Origin of the sequence: Chryseobacterium sp. B21-037, from assembly GCF_028570785.1 — a bacterium.
GTDB lineage: Bacteria > Bacteroidota > Bacteroidia > Flavobacteriales > Weeksellaceae > Chryseobacterium > Chryseobacterium proteolyticum.
In genome coordinates, this window is record NZ_JALGCB010000001.1 from 3,974,181 (window position 1) to 3,992,846 (window position 18,666).

Sequence of the window (18,666 nt, forward strand, 5' to 3'; positions counted from 1 at the left end):
TTTGTAATTATTTTTGTGTTGAAAGCAGCTCTTGAACCTTCTGTTCAAGTTTTTCAATCTTTGCAGATTGGATTTTTAAAACTTCATTTTCATCCTGAAGCAGCTTTAGTTGTATTGCCTGATGCTTTATTTGTTTATTCTGTTCAATTGAATAAAGAGTTAGTTCTTCTATCTTTTCAAGAAGTTTGGAATTCATCTCAGCAACGTTAATCCCGTTTTCAAGTACCTCCTTAGCCGTTGGAATGTTAGGCAAATGTCCTTTTTCATGAATATGTTTTTCAACATCCTCTAAAGATCTCAGTGGGTATTCTTTTTTAAACACATAATCTGCCCATACGTTAGCTTTTACTTCAACTTCTTTAGCCTTAATTTTACCATCAAATCTGGCAATAGCATTGTTGAAGAATTTTACCCAAGTTCCGTTATAAGCGTCTTGAATACCGAAATACGTGGAGCCATCATTACCATCATTAGGCTGAGCAATAATGATATTGTGGCTTTGCCCCAGGTTTCTAAGAACGGTATCTCCAATTTGCCCGCCCCAACAGCCCGAGCACCCTGATTTTCCAATCTGGAAAGAGCCTAATGAATTTGCAATTTCAAAAGCAGGATTGTCTTCCTTATATATTCTGAAATAAGCTTCACCGCTTCCTCCGGGATCATTAATTCCTACTTTTACTACTCCATTTGGAAGAATACTCATTACTTTTGTATTATTCGTTTTAAAAACCAGAGGTTGATTATCTGTAGTTCCAATGAAATTACTAGATGAATTAGTCCCTGAGTTTCCAGTAAGATTCCAAGATTGGGCAAAAGCCATAGAGGATACGGCTATCAATAGCGGTACAAGTTTAGTCTTCATAAGTTGTTAATTTTTATTAAATTGTAAAACGTGATATAATTTATGTTGATTGAAATTATTTTTTTAAATGCGTTTTGAAAAACTCTTTAAAAGTAGAATAAACAATATTTTTCTCATTCAAAGATGTAATCATTTGAATTATCATACAAATAAATACTATATAGATTCATAAATTTATATTCATGTTATGCTCTTATAATGATTTAATAGGATAGATTCAGTATTAAAAAGAAGTTCCGGATGGAATCGTAAAAAAAGCCGAAGGAGAATTCTATTTTATTTTCCTGACTAATCTGTTTAATATATATCTAAAATTAACTTTATTTGATAACGTAAAATACTTTATTATAAATCAGATTAAAACTAATAAAAAAACCGGTACAGAAATTTCTGTACCGGTCTAGCTATTTATTGACTTTTTTCATTACAAAATTTATATATTTTATTTCCGGAAAATTTAATCAATATAGTGTCATTTTGAGGCCTCCGATATTCAATCCTTTTAAGATACACCTTGTCATCTTCTGCAGACTGTGGGATTTTTCCAAATCTATAGGATTCAATTTCAACAGGTTCTAATAATTTATTTTTAAAAGAAACATAAATAGAATAAATGTTCTCTCTGTTGTAAATGGTATGGACTCCAATTTCAACATAATTTTTCTTACTTTGTGATTCTAAGACCTCAAAATAATTTTTATCTTTCTTGAGATTATCCACGCTTTTATAGCTCTCAAAATTTGTAGATACACAGCTTGTTGTAAAAAAAAGTATCGTTAAAAGGAAAATTTTCTTAATACCCATACATTTTATTTCTATAATGTTGATAAATTGATTCTGCTTGGCTCTCGTTAGTTCCTATAATTTCATAAGGATTACCCTTCATAAATAACTGTTCCCATATTCCTCTAGCTTGAAAATTACCCCAACCTTGTCTCTGAACCTGGAAGATATGACCAAATTCGTGCCCAAAAGTAGCAGGACTTGTAAAGGTGCCTGAAGAACCAAAAGTGGCTACATTATTTCCCCATGTCACCTCTCTTCGATAATTTTCAATGGGTTGTCCTTTTCCTTCCTTATCTAATAGTCGGGCAATGTATGGCTGTGCTAATTGGTATAATCCACCACTTCTCCAGTTTACATTTTCATAACCTACGCCACTTCCTTTTGAAATTTCTTTAACATACTGCAATTGTTCATCAGAAGGTTTATAAGTTGCACCAAATGTCATGATCATAAAGCTAGATTGTGCAGCTCCATTTATTGCCCCATTCTCAAATCCGCCTTTTACCCCTAACCATACATTTTCACCTCTGAATAAAGCTGAGAACCCTCCGGATATGGATCCTGTGATTCCATACCTTAAAGAGCTATGTAAGATTTCACCCACTGCATTTTTGGTCCATCCTAACAATCCCTTTCCACTAACACCATTCCATCCAGGTAATTGAGTACCAACAAAAGCTCCGATAACAGAAGCGCCAATAGTAGCTACATCTATTTTGCCATCTTGTAAAAACATTGTCGCCATGTTTGAAAGAAGATCCCATGTTCCGGAATTAAGCATGAAACTGCTTGTACTAAATAAGGCTGCACCGAGCCCATTTAATCCACCGGATATTGCGCCAGCAATAGCTCCTCCAATTATTGCTCTTCCAAAACCACTCCAGCTCCAATTTCCTGTAATTAGTCCTTTTATAGAATATGCTGCAGCTGCTACACCTGCACCAACTATTGCTCCATAGGCTGCTCCTATAGCAACTTTGATAAGTATAGGAACTAAGAATTGTAAAAATTCTCCACTTGGGTCATTAAACATTAAAGGATTATTTAATACATAACCATATTTATTATAATTTTGAGTATTATAAGGATCTTGAATGTTTTCGTCTGCATTTAAGAATCTCCTCAATAAAGGATCATATAATCTTCCATTCATATGAATGATTCCTACTTCAGCAAAATGTTCGTGGCTTGTGTAGCCTCTTTCTACTAATAACGAAGTATTGTTAATAACATTTTTATCTGTAATTATTGCTCCACTTCCAATTTGAAGATGAGTGAAGTTACCCCAAGCATCAAAATGTCTTTGTTCTACTTTATTTCCTGCTTCATCACTTATAGCCAGAACACTTCCTAGGTAATCTTTATGTAAGAATTTATATGAGCCATTTGATTCATTATAATTTTTTAAATAAACAAAATTGCTTTCATAAGGAGTTCCTCCAATGTAAAGTACGTGCTTTTCTTTTCCGGTTGTATTATCTACTACTATTTCAAAGCTTCCATCTTCGCTATAAAATTTAGTGAAATTACCATTACCATTCGAACCAAAATTACCACCGTATGTAACTCTTTGTCTCATGCTTGTTAAGCCATACTGAAAAGCGACATCTCCTTTTTCCCCATCAATGAATACAGGATCATTATTTTCATTATAAACAACTGTTTGAATCAGGTCATTGTTATAATTCTGACTGCCCGCTGCATTTAATGTCATTCCAGTAGGTTGATAAATTTTAGCGGAATTTTCATATTTAATGGTTCCTATCTGATCATTTTCTACAATTCTACCTTTAATGTCATAAGTATTTCTATTAGTAGATGGTTTGACACCAGTTACAGGATTGGTCCAATTTACTAATCGGTTATTGTCATCGTAATCAAATGATTCTACAATGTTAAAATCACCTCCGGTAGTTCTGCTTTTTAGCTCGTTTTTCACGGCGTCAAAAGAATAGGAAAGTTGTAAAATACCCGATTTAACCTGTGAAGAATGATTTACATTTGTTAAAAAACCATTATTATCATATGTATTAACAATATTCGCTTCTCCAAGTTTTGATTGTAAAACCTGTCCTTTTGCATTTACCGCTTGAAGCTGCCAAAGGATTTTTCCTGAATTTTTATCTTTTACCTGATATAGTTCTCCGTTCCAGTCACTGTAAACATTTTCTATATTTACTTTTGTCATTGTTCCAGAAGAAAACAAACTTTTTTCATAAGATATTACTCTCGACTTATCGTCGTATGTAATTCCTTTATTTATATAGTATTTTCCATTACTGCTTTCCGACGAAGAGATCAATCTTCCTTGTGGATCATATAATAGATTTGAGCTATAGGCTTTTCCATTGGATGTTCCACCTTTAGATATAACTCTTCCTTTGTCATCATAGGTAAAAGTAATTAGTTTATTGGTCGACTGGCCTGCATCTAAAGTTGAAATTTCCTTTTGAGAAATAATTTGACCAAGATTATTGTACGAATATTCTTTGGTCCCTTTCGGACTAATCATTTTTTTGATTTGTCCAAACCCGTCATATTCGTATTTATAGATTCCGTTCGAAGGATCGTTATATTCAGATTTCCTCCCCCATACATCATATTTAGTTTTTACAATATTTTGTCCATATATTGCTTGTACCTGTTCTTTAGCTGCATTATATATGAAATTGATAGTACCTCCTTTATCTGTTGTAGATATTACATTTCCTAAGGGATCTGTAGTTTTAGTAGTTGTTCTACCGTAGCCATTAAGCTCTTTTACCGTTGTAATGTTTCCAGAAATAGTAGTTTCGATTTGTCTACCATTGAAGGTTGTTACCGTTGTTTTTGCTGGGAAAACGGTGTCATCATATTGTATACTGTTCCATTTGTCAGCAAATGATTGTCCTTCAATATAGGGTTCACTTTCTCTGGTTTTTCTACCAATAAGATCAAACCAATATTCTGTAGATATGATTTTATTCTGGTTGAATATTTTAACTGAATTTTGATAATTTTCGTTGAGCTGATTTCTGTACGAAATATTTTGATTCCCATCTGGATAATAGGTCGTTATCTTTCGGTTTTGAGTATTATTAATATGCTGATACTGGTAGGTAGTAGTACCTTGAAGATTGTTTTTAGATTTAACAATTTTTCCCCAATAGTCATAATTATTAGTGGTTGTATTACCTAAAGGATCGGTTTCGGTTAATACCTGCCCCCAATCATTATAGGTAATATGGGTATCTAGACCAAAGTTATCTGTTTTTTTTATGATAAATCTTCCAGTAGGATCATATTGAGCTTTCGTATTTTGGATTTGAGAATCTACACTATTGGTAACCGTTTTTTCAATAATGTTTCCAAATCCATTATAATTATAGGTTTCCGTAATATAGCCAGTATTATCTCTATTCCATTTTCTCAAAGTTTTTAAAAGATTGGAGTCATAGGTATACTCTTCCTTATTAGTAATTACACTATTATATGAAGAAACATTATTGCTTAATATCTTAGATGCCGGACGACCAATGTAATAATCTTTTCCTACACCATTAGGATTATGAGTATAGGTCATTTCAGAACTCGTTATTGCAAATCCATTATTAATATTGGTAACAGAATTATTTGGCAGATAATATTCGCCATATGAAGTGTTTTCTGTGATAAGATTATTTGTCAAGAAATTTTTCGATTTCGTAACATTGGGTAGAATTGCCGTGACAATTTTCGGTTTATCAGAGTCGGCTATAGTTGTTACTAATTGTCCATTTAATAATTTGTCAATTTTATATGATGTAGATTTGAAACTAAGTAGCTGAGTATTGTTTTCCGAAATATCCGCAGGAAAAATTTTTGTCTCATCATTAGTTCTTATAGACCATTCTTTAATAGGAAGACCTTCGTTTTGAGGATCTGTCTCAATTCCTGACCAAACTTTAGTATTTTCATATCCATTGGTGTACCAAGTTGATCTTGCTATTTGATTATACCCAGTGATACCTTTACCTTGAAGGTGCCCTGTCATTCCTCTATAACGGAAATCTTGAGTTCGTCCGATCTTCTCTAATTGAGAGACTACAAATGTTTGATCAACTCTTTCTAGTGAAAAATATGGATAAAACTCCTTTTTAGTTTTTCTGTAAAAATTAGGATTGATATCAGGAACAGCTTCTAGATATTTTACGTAAGTTATAACGTTGGCATCTTGAGTAATTACCTTAACTCTTGCAAGTTCTGAAATAGGAGTCTGAGGTCTAATTTTCATTAAGACGTCTTCCCTGAATATAAATACGTCATAATAATTGTTATTCGATTTTAAAGGAACGGTAACGGGAATATATAAACTTGTATTATAAATGTTTTGTACCCATCCTTGTGTACTGTTATATTCAAGTGATGATGCAAAGCCTGGAGAACCATCCATCATATTTCCATTGGACATTTTCGATGTCATCGTAAAGCCAAAATTTCTCCAGCCGTTAGATTGCATATTAACATCACTATACGAAAATACTTGTATAATATCTGATTTTCCGTCCTTATTAAGATCCCCAACACTTAGAAAATACTCTTTTAAATATCGGCCATCAGAGCTTGAATTTCTTTTTTTATAGCCTAAAAAATTTTGTTTAAAATAATTATTAAAACTTTTTCCTGTTCCGATATAAAATCTCCAATCCTCTAAGCCTGTACTTTTAATGCCTGTAGGTATTGCAAAATCAATTTTTCCATCACCATTATAATCTCCATATAGAACAGGAAACTCGTTGTCTTTAGTCTCAACTAAATTATCTGTAAATTTAATTTTTTTAAGATATTGATTAGGAGCTGTTTTTATAAATTCAAAAACTGTATATGCGTTATTGGATACATTAATGATATCTATTTTTCCATCTCCATCAATGTCAATATATTTTTGATTGGTATATGAACTTTCGTTAACTCCTGTTTCAAGAGTATAGGAGGAAATAGGATTATTGGAATTTTTTAGATCCACAATGTAGTTTCCAATAAAATCAGTATTGCAAATGGTTTCTACACATTTGATTGGTCCAATTATTCCATTTTTAGAAGTAGGATCAGAGTTAACTGAGGGATCAATACAGTCTGGATTAGTTATTGTAATACATCTGCGTGCATTGAGTGTAAGAAAGATATCAGATATCCCATCCCCATCTACATCACCTTCACTTAAATTAGCTTGTAGTGTGCATTTTTCATCGCCTACATTTGTGCAATTTGCCAAATCATATACTTGTTTTTCAAATGTTTTTACAAAGGCGTTGTTTTTAAAAATGTAACCTGTAATTTTTCCATCTTCATATTGTACAATACCATTTCCATTGTGGACCTGGCCTTCCTCGTCAAGTAAAGTATTAACAATGAGTGCTGTGGAATTGAATGTTTTATTAGGAGTTACAGTGACAAAACTATCGTTAAAGGCACTTAATCTTATATTGCCATTATTGAATATGAAATCTACATAAGAATCTCCATTTAAATCCCCAGTAAATTTTATATTATTATAATCAGCATTCGAGTAATCAGCATTCGCGATTGCCGGTCCTGTTGGTGCAGGATATTCAAATTTTATTGGATTCGCCGGTTGATTATTTGCATTGTATTCTGTAATCTTATTAATAAATTGGTAGTTTGTACCGTTCTTAAAATAATCAAATACATATTTTTTGAATTGGTTTCCTTTTGATTTTACAAGTATATCTTTTAGTAATTTACTTTGAACATACATGGTTCCAGGCCCATTTATATAAGCTCCCTCGACAAAATCTCTGTCTATATAATTGAAGACAATTTCGTTAATAGGGGTTGTATTTAAATCTTGATTTCCTCCCCAAGTAATAGATGTAACAACTGCAACATTTTCAGATTGTGCATAATTATATGTAATATAATTTCCTTGAGAATCTTTCCACTTTACAATATTAAATTCCATCCGATTCGTAGAATCGTTTGTTCCTCCGTACCATGCTTGGGAACCATCCTCAAACGTTACTTCCCAAGATTGAGGTTGTTTCCAGTTTGCGATGTTTCCAATTGATTTAATTTTTACATTAGAGTATTTTTCAGTAACATACTCAGCTCCGTCCTTACCATACTCTCCTGATTTTAGAATGAGTCTTTGCCCATTAAAACTGTAATAATCTGAATAATCTAGTTGGACACCACTGGAAATACCATCTTTTTCGATGTTTTTTCCAACTCTTGAAATGGCGGTTAATCCGGATAGGGTCCAGCCATAGCCGGCAATTCCATTTCCTGAATTACTTAAATATACCAGACTTATGTTTGGTGATACATTTTTTATCCCTGGCGGTAAAGCAATTGGTAGTGTAAATTGCAGTTGACCACCATTAGTAACGTCTATATTTCCTTTGGTATCATCGTATTTAAGAGTTGATGAGTCAATTGTCCCATAAGGATTATTAGCTCCTGCTTGGGAATCTGTAGGTCCCCCACCTGGATTTTCAGTAGAAGGCCCGATCTTTGCCACAAAAGGATTTGAAGTGCCGGAGGAGGCCTTAAACCCTTGAGCCAAGACCACGGTTTGCGGATCCTGTACTGTTCTTGAAGTACTTTCCTGCTGATAGAGTATGGTCTGGGAATAGCCCAACACCGAACAGAGGGAAAGTACCAATGATGAAAGAATCTTCATATTCTTGGTTGTTAGTAAATTGTTATGATTAAAAGTTTATCGTTTTGTAATATTTCTGCTAAAGACCCTGCCGTCTTTTAATGTAAAGTGTAAAACATATACACCCCATTCGTAATTGGACATGTTAATTTTTAGCTGCTTATTTAATCCCGGAGTATTCTGTTGTTGGAATTTCCAGTGAACCGTACTATGCTGGTAAAGAGAAACGGACTCTATAAGTCCGTCTACTTCGTCGGTCCAGTCTATAGTGAGGAAATCATTAACAGGAACAGGATACAGCCTGATCTGTTTCCAGAATGTTTTTTCATCCAGAACCGGTTGTTGCTTGATCTCAGTGATGGTCTTTACCTCTTCAGCTTTAGGTTTTTCTTCGGTCTTGGCCAAATTTTGTAAGTCTTCAGGTGCTTTTTTACCACTCACATCTGTACCTCTGTATCTTTGGTTTCCGGCTTCGTCATACTTGAAGTAGACTTCGGTTTGTGAGAACCCGAAAACACCAATCAACAAAGAAAATAAGGAAAGTAATTTTCTTTTCATAGTTTACTTATTTTGTTTTTTCTGAAAGAAGCAACAACAATTGTTTTTCAAGCTTTTCAATCTTATCGGATTGTTGTTTCAACGTTTTATTTTGCTCAATAGAATACAATGTTAACTCTTCAATTTTTTCAAGCAGCTTAGCATCCATTTCTCCCAGGTTGATTCCATTTTTTTCTACTTCTCCGGCAGAAGGGATATTTGGTAAATGTCCTTTTTCTGAAATATGCTTTTCAACATCTTCCAATGATCTCAATTTGTAATCCTTTTTAAAGACATAATCAGCCCATCCGTTGGTTGCAGGGTTTTCAACTTTTATTTGCTCAGCCTTTATTCCTTTTCTTACATAAAAGATGAAATTAGGGTCATTATCATATTGATCTGTTCCTACGGTCACTTTTCCGGTATTAAAAACCACAAGACTGCTTGGGTGTACTGAATCTGTAAATTTTATTTTAGTAATTCCGGATGAGTTGGGAGTTGAAGTATCTGAATTAGGATCAACTGCGTTGTCATTGGGCATATGGAACTCCATATTTCGGCTATTCAGAATTCTGATAACTGCATCTGATGCAACAGACCAACGTGAAGCACAGCCATTACAAAGAACTGTTGCAAGCTCTAATTTGGCTCCGTTAACGGTTCCTGCAGCAGCGGAGTTTCCGATAGCAATACCATTGGCATAAGGTCCGTTAAATACCTTAAGTCTTTCCATGTTATTTGTTTTGATAACAAGTTCCTGGTCATCAATGGTGCCGATGAAATTAGATGGAGGAGTAGTTCCTGAGTTTCCTGTAAGATTCCAGGATTGGGCAAAAGCCATAGAGGATACGGCTAACAATAGCGGTACAAGTGTCGTTTTCATGAATTGTTAATTTTTGTTAAATTTAAAACGCGAATATAATTTATATTTATTGAAACTTTATTGATTTAATATTTTTTTTTAATATATTAAATATTAAGAATTATTTTCCCGGTCAAAGATGTGATCATTTGAATAATTGTACAAATAAATACTATATAGATTCATAAATTTATATAGTATTATAATGGTCTGTTAAAAAATATGCTAATGGAGTATGTTTAATTTTATTTAATATTTTTTTAATAAAAAAATTCTACCTTTGTCCAAATGAACTTCTTAAGATTGATTTTAGCGCTTTATTTTATGGCATTGTCTGTAATGCCATGTGAAGATGTGCATAAACAATCGGGTTCTTCCAAAGTTGACTTTTCATTAAGCGTTGAAGAGTCTCATTCAAAGGATCAGGGAGATATCTGTTCTCCTTTATGTGTTTGCAATTGTTGTCAGATAACGGTTGCGGCTTTTAAAATGGAACCTCAGATAAGTATTCCAAGACAAGAACAGGCTTACTTTTCCAAAAAGATTCTTTTCCACAAAAATAACTTTGCCTATCAGGTTTACGAAAACATCTGGCAACCTCCTAAAATTTAATTTTATTGATTTGGGGAAAGCACAGCTTTCCAACCTTACGTGAAACTTTGCAATTCTATTGCATGGATCTTCATGATATTTTTGCACTTGACATTTTAAAATGTCTGTGCATATAATTTCAATAAAATAAATCTTTTTTGTGTTAGATAAAATTATAAAATTCAGTATTAAGAATAAGTTCATTATTGGTTTAATGACTTTACTGTGGATTATCTGGGGAGTCTGGAGTGCTACCAGATTACCCATTGATGCGGTACCTGATATTACGAACAATCAGGTTCAAATTATTACAGTATGTCCTACATTAGCGGGACAGGAGGTAGAGCAATTGGTTACTTTTCCAATTGAACAGAGTATAGCAAATGTTCCAGGCATTGAAGATATGAGAAGTGTATCAAGGTTTGGACTTTCTGTGATTACAGTTGTTTTTAAAGAAGATGTTGATGTTTATTTTGCGCGACAGCTTATTAGTGAGCAACTTAAACAAGCCGTTGAAGAGATTCCCAAAGGAGTGGGCGTTCCGGAACTTGCTCCGGTAAGTACGGGATTAGGAGAAATATATCAATATATTCTGCATCCGAAAAAAGGAAGCGAAAAAAAATACAGTGCTAAAGATCTTCGGACCATGCAGGACTGGATTGTTCGAAGACAGCTTAACGGAACTCCTGGTGTTGCAGAAATCAACAGTTTTGGAGGTGAGTTGAAACAATATGAAGTTGGTATTAATCCCAATAGACTAAAAGCGATGGGAGTAAGTATTTCCGATATTTTTACTGCTTTAGAAAAAAATAATCAGAATACCGGAGGTGCTTACATTGACAAAAAACCGAATGCCTATTTTATCCGCGGGGTCGGAATGGTCACTTCGTTAGAAGATATTCGGAACATAGCAGTGAAAAATGAAACAGGAAGTATTCCTATATACATAAAAGATGTCGCAGATGTTCGTTTTGGAAGTGCGGTGCGATATGGAGCGATGACCTATAACGGAAAAGTAGATGCAGTGGGTGGAGTCGTAATGATGCTGAAAGGAGCGAATAGTAATGAGGTGGTGAACAATGTGAAAGCTAAAATCCCTACTATTCAAAAATCTCTTCCTGACGACGTAGTCATTGAGCCTTTCATTGATAGGACCGATCTCGTGGGAAGAGCAATGAAAACAGTGGAGAAAAATCTGGTAGAGGGTGCATTAATTGTAATTTTCGTACTTGTTGTTTTTCTTGGAAATCTTCGGGCCGGGCTTATTGTTGCGTCAGCAATTCCTCTATCCTTATTATTTGCTTTAGGAATGATGAATGTGTTTGGGGTGAGTGCCAACCTGATGAGTCTGGGGGCAATTGATTTTGGACTTATTGTAGATGGAGCCGTTATTATTGTAGAGGCAACATTGCATTTATTACATAATAAAAACAGCGGGAAGCTTACGCAGATCCAGATGGATAAGGAAGTAGGAACGGCAGCGTCCAAGATGATGAATAGTGCCATTTTTGGACAAATTATTATTCTGATCGTTTATATTCCAATACTTTCTTTAGCTGGAGTAGAAGGTAAAATGTTTACCCCGATGGCAAAAACAGTAGGATTTGCAATTATTGGAGCTACCATTTTATCCATTACTTATATTCCAATGGTAAGCTCGTTGTTCCTTTCTAAAAATGTTAGTCATAAAAAGACACTCAGTGACAAAATTATGGACTTCCTTCAAGGTATTTATCAGCCTTTGTTGCAAAAAGCCATTCGATTGAAGCTCGTAATTGTCACTATAACGATTTCTATTTTTGTGATTTCAATTTTCATATTCAAAAATATGGGAGGGGAGTTTATCCCGCAATTGCAGGAAGGAGATTATGCATTTCAATGTATCCTACCTCAGCAAAGCTCATTGAGTCAAAGTTTGGAAACATCCATGCAGGCATCAAGGATCATCAAGTCATTTGATGAGGTAAAAATGGTTGTAGGAAAAACCGGATCAGCCGAAGTACCTACCGACCCGATGCCACCAGAGGCTTCAGATATCATTGTGGTGCTAAAACCACAGAGCGAGTGGAAAACAAAAAAATCATATGCGGAACTGGGAGATGAGATCAGTAAAAAACTGGAAGCGATTCCCGGGGTATATTTTGAAAGAAACCAGCCGATCCAAATGCGTTTTAATGAATTGATGACGGGAATTAGACAGGACGTAGCCGTTAAAATTTTCGGGGAGAATCTGGATTCCCTGGCCATTTATGCAGAGAAAGTTGGAAAGGCGATACAATCGGTAAACGGAGCTAATGCTCCTCAAATTGAAAAAGTGGGTGGACTTCCACAAATCAATGTTACTTATGACAGAACAAGAATGGCTAATTACGGAATCAATATTGAAGATGTAAATAACGCCTTAAGTACCGCGTTTGCAGGAAAAAGTACCGGTCAGGTTTTTGAGAATGAGAGACGTTTTGATCTGGTTGTTCGCTTGGATAGTCTTAATAGGACTAATATTGATGATGTTGATAACCTGATGATCAATACTAAAACAGGAGCACAGATCCCGCTTTCACAGGTCGCAGATGTCAAATACAAAATGGGGCCCGCACAGATCAGCCGCGAACAGGCAAAAACGTAGAATTGTTGTAGGCTTTAATGTTAAAGGACGTGATGTACAGAGTGTGGTTTCAGGATATTCAGAAGAAGCTTGACAAAGACGTTAAGCTACCTGCAGGATATTATTATACTTACGGTGGACAATTTGAAAACCTTCAGGAGGCTAGCCAGCGTCTTATGATTGCGGTACCTATATCGCTGTTGTTGATATTTTTATTATTGTATTTCACTTTCAACTCTTTAAAACAGGCAGCATTGATTTTTACAGCCATTCCAATGAGTGCTATTGGTGGGATCTTTGCCCTTCTTGTAAGAGGGATGCCTTTTAGTATCAGTGCCGGAATTGGATTTATTGCCTTATTCGGAGTAGCGGTTCTTAATGGAATTGTATTGATAGGAACCTTCAATGAATTAGAAAAAGAAGGCGAAAAAGATATCTTTAAAAGAGTGATGGAGGGGACTAAAAACAAGGCTTCGACCAGTATTAATGACTGCAACGGTAGCATCGTTAGGATTTTTTACCCATGGCGATTTCCACGGGCGCAGGAGCTGAGGTTCAGAAACCACTGGCAACCGTTGTAATCGGTGGATTAATCAGTGCTACTTTTCTTACTTTATTTGTGTTACCAATGCTGTATATTATTTTCAATACAAAACTTCGAATTAAGAAGGTGAAAATGAAACCATTTACACCGGTGATTATTCTTGGATTTATAATGTTGGGTCAATTCGCCAGCGCTCAATCCAGAACATTGACTGTAGAAACAGGCAGTAGAACAGGCCGTGGCGAACAACCCCGGACTGAAATCCAAAGACCTGGGCATTGAGGCTGCAAGGGCTTTAAAAACCTACGGCTAAAGAATTGCCAAAAATGAATTTTAATGCACAGCTCGGGCAGTATAATAGTCCTACTTTTGACCAATCTTTTGCAATTTCACAAAGTATTCCTTTTCCTACTATATTCAAGGCCAGAAAAGAATTAATTGCGGAAACTATAAAAGGTAAACAGATAGAGAAGGAAATTTCTATGAATGAGCTTGTTAAACAGGTTCGCTCCTATTATTATCAGATTGAATATCTGCAATACAATAAAGCGCAATTAAAGAATCTGGACAGCCTGTATCGCGATTTCATTCGTATAGCCACCGTAAGGTTCAAGGCTGGGGACATAAAAAAGATTGAGATCAGTACTGCTGAAACCCAACAAGGAGAAATCAACCTTTTGCTCAATCAAAATCAGGTATTTTTAAATAACGCATATAAAAATTTAAAGACACTTTTAAATATTTCTGAGGACATTGAGGTTCCATTTAACGGAAATTATGAGCCGCTTAAATCCGGAAATATTCTGGACAGCAAAGAGGTTGATAATAACCCTACAATTAAAGCATTTTATCAGGAAATGGAAATTGCTGAAAGAAACAAAAATGTAGAAAAAGCACAGGGACTTCCGGAATTCAGTTTAGGATATACCAACCAGTCTTTAACAGGATCTTATCCAGTAAACGGACGGGAAGTATTTTATAACTCAGGCAACCGGTTTAGCTTTGTAAATGTAGGAATAGCAATTCCTCTAACTTTCGGAGCGACAAAGGCGAGAATAAAATCTTTGGAATTTCAGAAGCAGGTTGCGGAAACCAATGCTATGTATCAGAAGAATCAGCTTTCCACTCAATTGCAAAACGCATTAACCCAATATCAACAGGATACGCAGCAATATAATTACTATGTGGGGCAAGCGATTCCTAATGCTGAGAAAATTGTAAAAGCGGCTCAGTTAGGATATAGAACAGGTGAAATTACTTATGTAGAGTATCTTTTCGCCTTGCAGACTGCGACAAATATTCAATTAAAATACCTGGAATCCATCCAGCAGGTGAACCAATCTGTTGTAACGATTAATTCAATAATTAATAAATAAAATGAGAAAAAAACACATCATCATATATTGTATTGCTCTTTCTTTGTTAACTGTAAGTTGTAGTAAAAAGGAAGAGGTGGCGGAAAATCCTGCGGGGAAAGCAGAGCAAAAAATTGAGAAACCCGCAGAAGCTTCCGAGACTATTGCTTCATTAACGGAAGAACAAATAAAAGCTGTTGGAATTACAATGGGAACCATTGAAATGAAGGAGTTAACTTCTACCGTTAAAGCCAATGGTACCTTGGATGTACCTAATAACAGTAAAGCCACCATTACCTCTTTATATGGAGGAATTATTAAAACGCTTACTGTTCAGGTAGGTAGTGTGGTGAGAAAAGGACAGGTGATCGCAACAATTGCCAATCCTGAATTTATAAGACTTCAGGAAGAATACCTGACTGTGAATAGTAGGATTACATTTGCGGAACAGGAGTACAGAAGACAACGAGAGCTTTTTGATAATGATGCAGGAGCCAAGAAAAACCTGCAGAGTTCCGATGCAGAATTAAAAACCCTCAGAACGAGGAGGGCCTCTTTGTTGAGGCAACTCCAGATGATGGGAATAAGCCCCGGTGCTGTTAACAATGCAAATATGAGATCAGGTTTGGTAATAACATCACCTATCAATGGAACTGTGAGTAGTATTTCTGCGCAAATAGGGAGCTATGTTGATGTTTCATCTCCGGTGGCTGAAGTTATTGATAATGAATCTATCCATTTGGATTTACAGATATATGAAAAAGATCTTCCGAAAATGAAAGTTGGGCAAATTGTTCATTTTAATCTAACCAACAACCCGGAGACAGAGTATGATGCCAAAGTATTCAGCATAGGTTCATCTTTTGAGAATGCGAGTAAGACGATTTCTGTACACTGTAATGTAATCGGGAATAAGGAAGGATTAATTGATGGAATGAGCATTACCGGAGTTGTAAGTCTCGAAAAAACAACCACACCGGCTGTTCCTAATGATGCAATTGTAGAAGCAGATGGAAAGTCTTATATTTTTGTTCAAACGAATAAAAAGCCTGCAGAAAATCATGATGAAGAAAAACCTAAGAAAGAGATGTCTAAAGAAAATGTGAAAATGATCAATTTTGAGAAAATTGAAGTAGTAAAAGGTTCTTCTGATATGGGTTATACAGCAATAACTCCGGTAACAGAAATTGCTCCTGATTCTAAAATAGTAGTGAAAAGTACATTTTTTGTAAATGCGAAGCTCACCAATGCTGGCGAGCAGGATTAATTAAAAGCCTTCCGACAAAAAAACACAATAATATTATTTCACAAGATGGCTTTAAAAGAAGAACTTGAAAAACAAGGGAATTGGCTTTTCAAATATAGAAGCACATTACCGATAGGTATTTTATTTATCGGTTTTGTGGTTTCTGTTCAAATGAATTTAAAAGAAGAAACAACGAGCTGCGAAATTCTATACGAATTTGCCTGCCTTTTAATAAGTGCTGTAGGTTTAGGGATTAGAGTTTATACAGTGGGATATACACCTAAAAATACCTCGGGAAGGAATACCTCAGAAGGTCAGGTAGCTGATACACTTAATACAACAGGGATATACAGTGTAGTAAGAAATCCTTTATATCTTGGGAACTTTTTTATGTGGCTGGGACTTGCCTTATTTACAGAAAATTTATGGTTTGTCGTTTCCTTCATTCTTTTTTACTGGATTTATTATGAGCGGATTATTTATGCAGAGGAACAATTTTTAGAAAGAAAATTTGGAGAAAAATATAGAAGCTGGGCATCCAAAGTACCGGTTTTTATTCCTAACTTAGGATTGTTTAGGAAAAACGAACTCTCATTTAGTCTAAAAAAGGTGTTGAAGAAAGAAAAGAATGGGCTTTTTGCTATGTTTTTGATCTTTACGCTTTTCGATATTACAGGAGAATGGATTAGAGATCATTCTGATCATAATTTGTTGTTCATTTCTGGTACGATCATTACAATGATGATGTACTTTGTACTCAAAGTATTAAAAATGAAAACGAAACTTTTAGAAAACAACAGATCTTAAAGAGTTAGAACTTAATTTAAAAAAAATAATTATGTTATTAAACAAAAGATTATCCATTTGGTATTTCATTAATGAAATAAAATCTCAGATTCTTTTCATTTGCATATTTGCTTTTTGTATAGGGCTTTTAGATTTACTTCCCGGATTTAGAAAAATATCACTTCCTCTGAATATTCCTGCATTAGTGGGAACGGCCGTTTCTCTGTTATTGGCTTTCCGTACTTCACAATCTTATGAAAGATGGTGGGAGGCAAGAATTGTCTGGGGAGCCATTGTAAACGATTCCCGGACTTTGATCAGATTAGCAATTCAGTTTTTACCGGAAAAACAAGCACAGGAATTCGCGGAAAGACAGATCATCTGGACTTTTGCGTTAGGGGAATCGCTTAGAAAGCTGCCCTTTTCTGTAAAGGTACAGGAATATCTTACTGCTCATCAAATTGATGCTTTAAATGTTCCGAATGCATTACTCGATGAACATTCCAGGCAGGTAAGAAAAGCTTTTTCCTCAGGGGAAATCTCAGAATTTCAACAATTACAACTTAATGATGCCATTACAAAGCTTTGTGATAGCATGGGAAAATGTGAGCGATTAAAGAATACGGTTTTCCCGCGATCATATAGTATTTTGGTCCATGTGTTAATCTATGTTTTTGCTGCTATTTTACCATTTGGATTGGATGATAATCAATTGATAATCGAAGTATTGGTCACTATTTTAGTTCCTACAATGTTTATCGCTATAGAAAGAACATCAATCATCATGCAGGATCCTTTTGAAAATACGCCTGTTGATACCCCAATGACTTCTTTAGCACAGACAATAGAAATTAACCTGAGACAGATGGTCGGGGAAAAGAATGTTCCTATGAAGAAAGAAAATCCTTTGTACTATGAAATGTAACCCAACTTATTTTTGAAATGATGAACGAAAAAAACACACAAACAGTTTCCGCAGCCAGTAAACATAAAAAGAATCTTCTTATTGTATTATCGTTTAGTGGAGCATATCTTATTGCGGAGGTTATTGGAGGAATTCTTACCAATAGTCTTGCGTTGCTTGCAGATGCCGCTCACATGCTTACAGATGTGGTAGGATTGTTACTGGCTTTTATTGCAATAAAAATCGGAGAACGGAAAGCGGACTCCAAAAAGACTTTTGGATATTACCGTACAGAAATATTGGCAGCGGTGATCAATGCCGTGGTACTGCTGGGAATCTCCGTGTATGTTTTATTTGAAGCTTATCAGAGATTTAAAAGCCCTCCAGAAGTGCAGAGTAAATCAATGTTGATTGTTGCGGGAATAGGACTTTTAGTAAACATTGCAGGAATGTTGATCCTTAGAAAAGATTCCGAAGCGAGTCTTAATATGAAAGGTGCGTATTTTGAAGTTCTTTCGGATATGCTTACTTCTGTAGGAGTTATGATTGCAGGTGTAATTATGCTTACAACCAACTGGTACTATGCCGACCCATTGATCTCGGCAGCAATTGGCTTACTGATCTTTCCCAGAACCTGGCGACTTCTTAAGGAAGCTGTTAATGTATTACTGGAGAGTACTCCCAAAGATGTAGATATTGATCTGTTACGTAAATCACTGGAACAGGTTCCTGGTGTAAAAAGCGTGCATGATCTCCATGTATGGTCACTTACTTCCGGCGTAAATGCCATGAGTTCTCATATTGTTAAAGATGATACAATTACTCAAAATCAGCTGCTGGAAAAACTGACCGAAGAAACAACATCCAGATTTACCATCAGCCATACTACTTTTCAGATTGAGGAAGAAAGTTATCAGGAAGATGTTACCCATTATTAATAAAAAATAT

10 protein-coding genes and 1 pseudogene are annotated in these 18,666 nt (G+C 35.2%); 6 read left to right on the plus strand and 5 right to left on the minus strand.

Going from position 1 to position 18,666, the window contains the following annotated elements; all coding sequences use genetic code 11:
* Positions 1 to 7: 7 nt before the first annotated feature.
* The 5 genes from MTQ00_RS17730 to MTQ00_RS17750 all read right to left on the minus strand — a co-directional run bounded on the left by MTQ00_RS17730 (position 8) and on the right by MTQ00_RS17750 (position 9,708).
* A complete protein-coding gene (locus tag MTQ00_RS17730; protein ID WP_273650507.1) occupies positions 8 to 862 on the minus strand; it encodes a cell wall anchor protein in 855 nt (284 codons plus the stop codon).
* Positions 863 to 1,270: 408 nt separating this feature from the next.
* Positions 1,271 to 1,666 (minus strand): hypothetical protein, encoded by a 396-nt coding sequence (locus MTQ00_RS17735; protein WP_273650508.1) that lies wholly within the window; start codon positions 1,664 to 1,666, stop codon positions 1,271 to 1,273.
* Complete coding sequence (locus MTQ00_RS17740) at positions 1,656 to 8,309, minus strand: RHS repeat-associated core domain-containing protein (protein WP_273650509.1); 6,654 nt, start codon at positions 8,307 to 8,309, stop codon at positions 1,656 to 1,658. The genes MTQ00_RS17735 and MTQ00_RS17740 overlap by 11 nt, the downstream gene beginning before the upstream one ends.
* Positions 8,310 to 8,345: 36 nt before the next feature.
* The gene (locus MTQ00_RS17745) at positions 8,346 to 8,846 is read right to left on the minus strand and encodes a hypothetical protein (RefSeq protein WP_273650510.1); all 501 of its coding nucleotides are present in this window, start codon (positions 8,844 to 8,846) and stop codon (positions 8,346 to 8,348) included.
* Between the two features lie 7 nt (positions 8,847 to 8,853).
* On the minus strand, positions 8,854 to 9,708 hold the full coding sequence (locus MTQ00_RS17750; RefSeq protein WP_273650511.1) for a cell wall anchor protein: 855 nt from the start codon (positions 9,706 to 9,708) through the stop codon (positions 8,854 to 8,856).
* Between the two features lie 267 nt (positions 9,709 to 9,975).
* On the opposite strand from MTQ00_RS17750, the gene MTQ00_RS17755 reads away from it, so the two are divergent.
* The 6 genes and pseudogenes from MTQ00_RS17755 to MTQ00_RS17780 all read left to right on the plus strand — a co-directional run bounded on the left by MTQ00_RS17755 (position 9,976) and on the right by MTQ00_RS17780 (position 18,656).
* Positions 9,976 to 10,299 (plus strand): DUF6660 family protein, encoded by a 324-nt coding sequence (locus MTQ00_RS17755; RefSeq protein ID WP_273650512.1) that lies wholly within the window; start codon positions 9,976 to 9,978, stop codon positions 10,297 to 10,299.
* A gap of 139 nt (positions 10,300 to 10,438) precedes the next feature.
* Positions 10,439 to 14,803 (plus strand): annotated as a pseudogene (locus MTQ00_RS17760) (CusA/CzcA family heavy metal efflux RND transporter).
* A 1-nt stretch (position 14,804) separates the two neighbouring features.
* Positions 14,805 to 16,049 (plus strand): efflux RND transporter periplasmic adaptor subunit, encoded by a 1,245-nt coding sequence (locus MTQ00_RS17765; RefSeq protein WP_273650513.1) that lies wholly within the window; start codon positions 14,805 to 14,807, stop codon positions 16,047 to 16,049.
* 45 nt (positions 16,050 to 16,094) lie between these two features.
* On the plus strand, positions 16,095 to 16,835 hold the full coding sequence (locus MTQ00_RS17770; protein ID WP_273650514.1) for a methyltransferase family protein: 741 nt from the start codon (positions 16,095 to 16,097) through the stop codon (positions 16,833 to 16,835).
* A 31-nt stretch (positions 16,836 to 16,866) separates the two neighbouring features.
* Positions 16,867 to 17,739, plus strand: a complete 873-nt coding sequence (locus tag MTQ00_RS17775; protein WP_172284652.1) for a bestrophin family protein — start codon at positions 16,867 to 16,869, stop codon at positions 17,737 to 17,739.
* A gap of 20 nt (positions 17,740 to 17,759) precedes the next feature.
* Positions 17,760 to 18,656 carry a cation diffusion facilitator family transporter gene (locus MTQ00_RS17780; RefSeq protein ID WP_273651073.1) on the plus strand — a complete coding sequence of 299 codons (897 nt, stop codon included), beginning with the start codon at positions 17,760 to 17,762 and terminating at the stop codon, positions 18,654 to 18,656.
* The last annotated feature ends 10 nt before the right edge of the window (positions 18,657 to 18,666 follow it).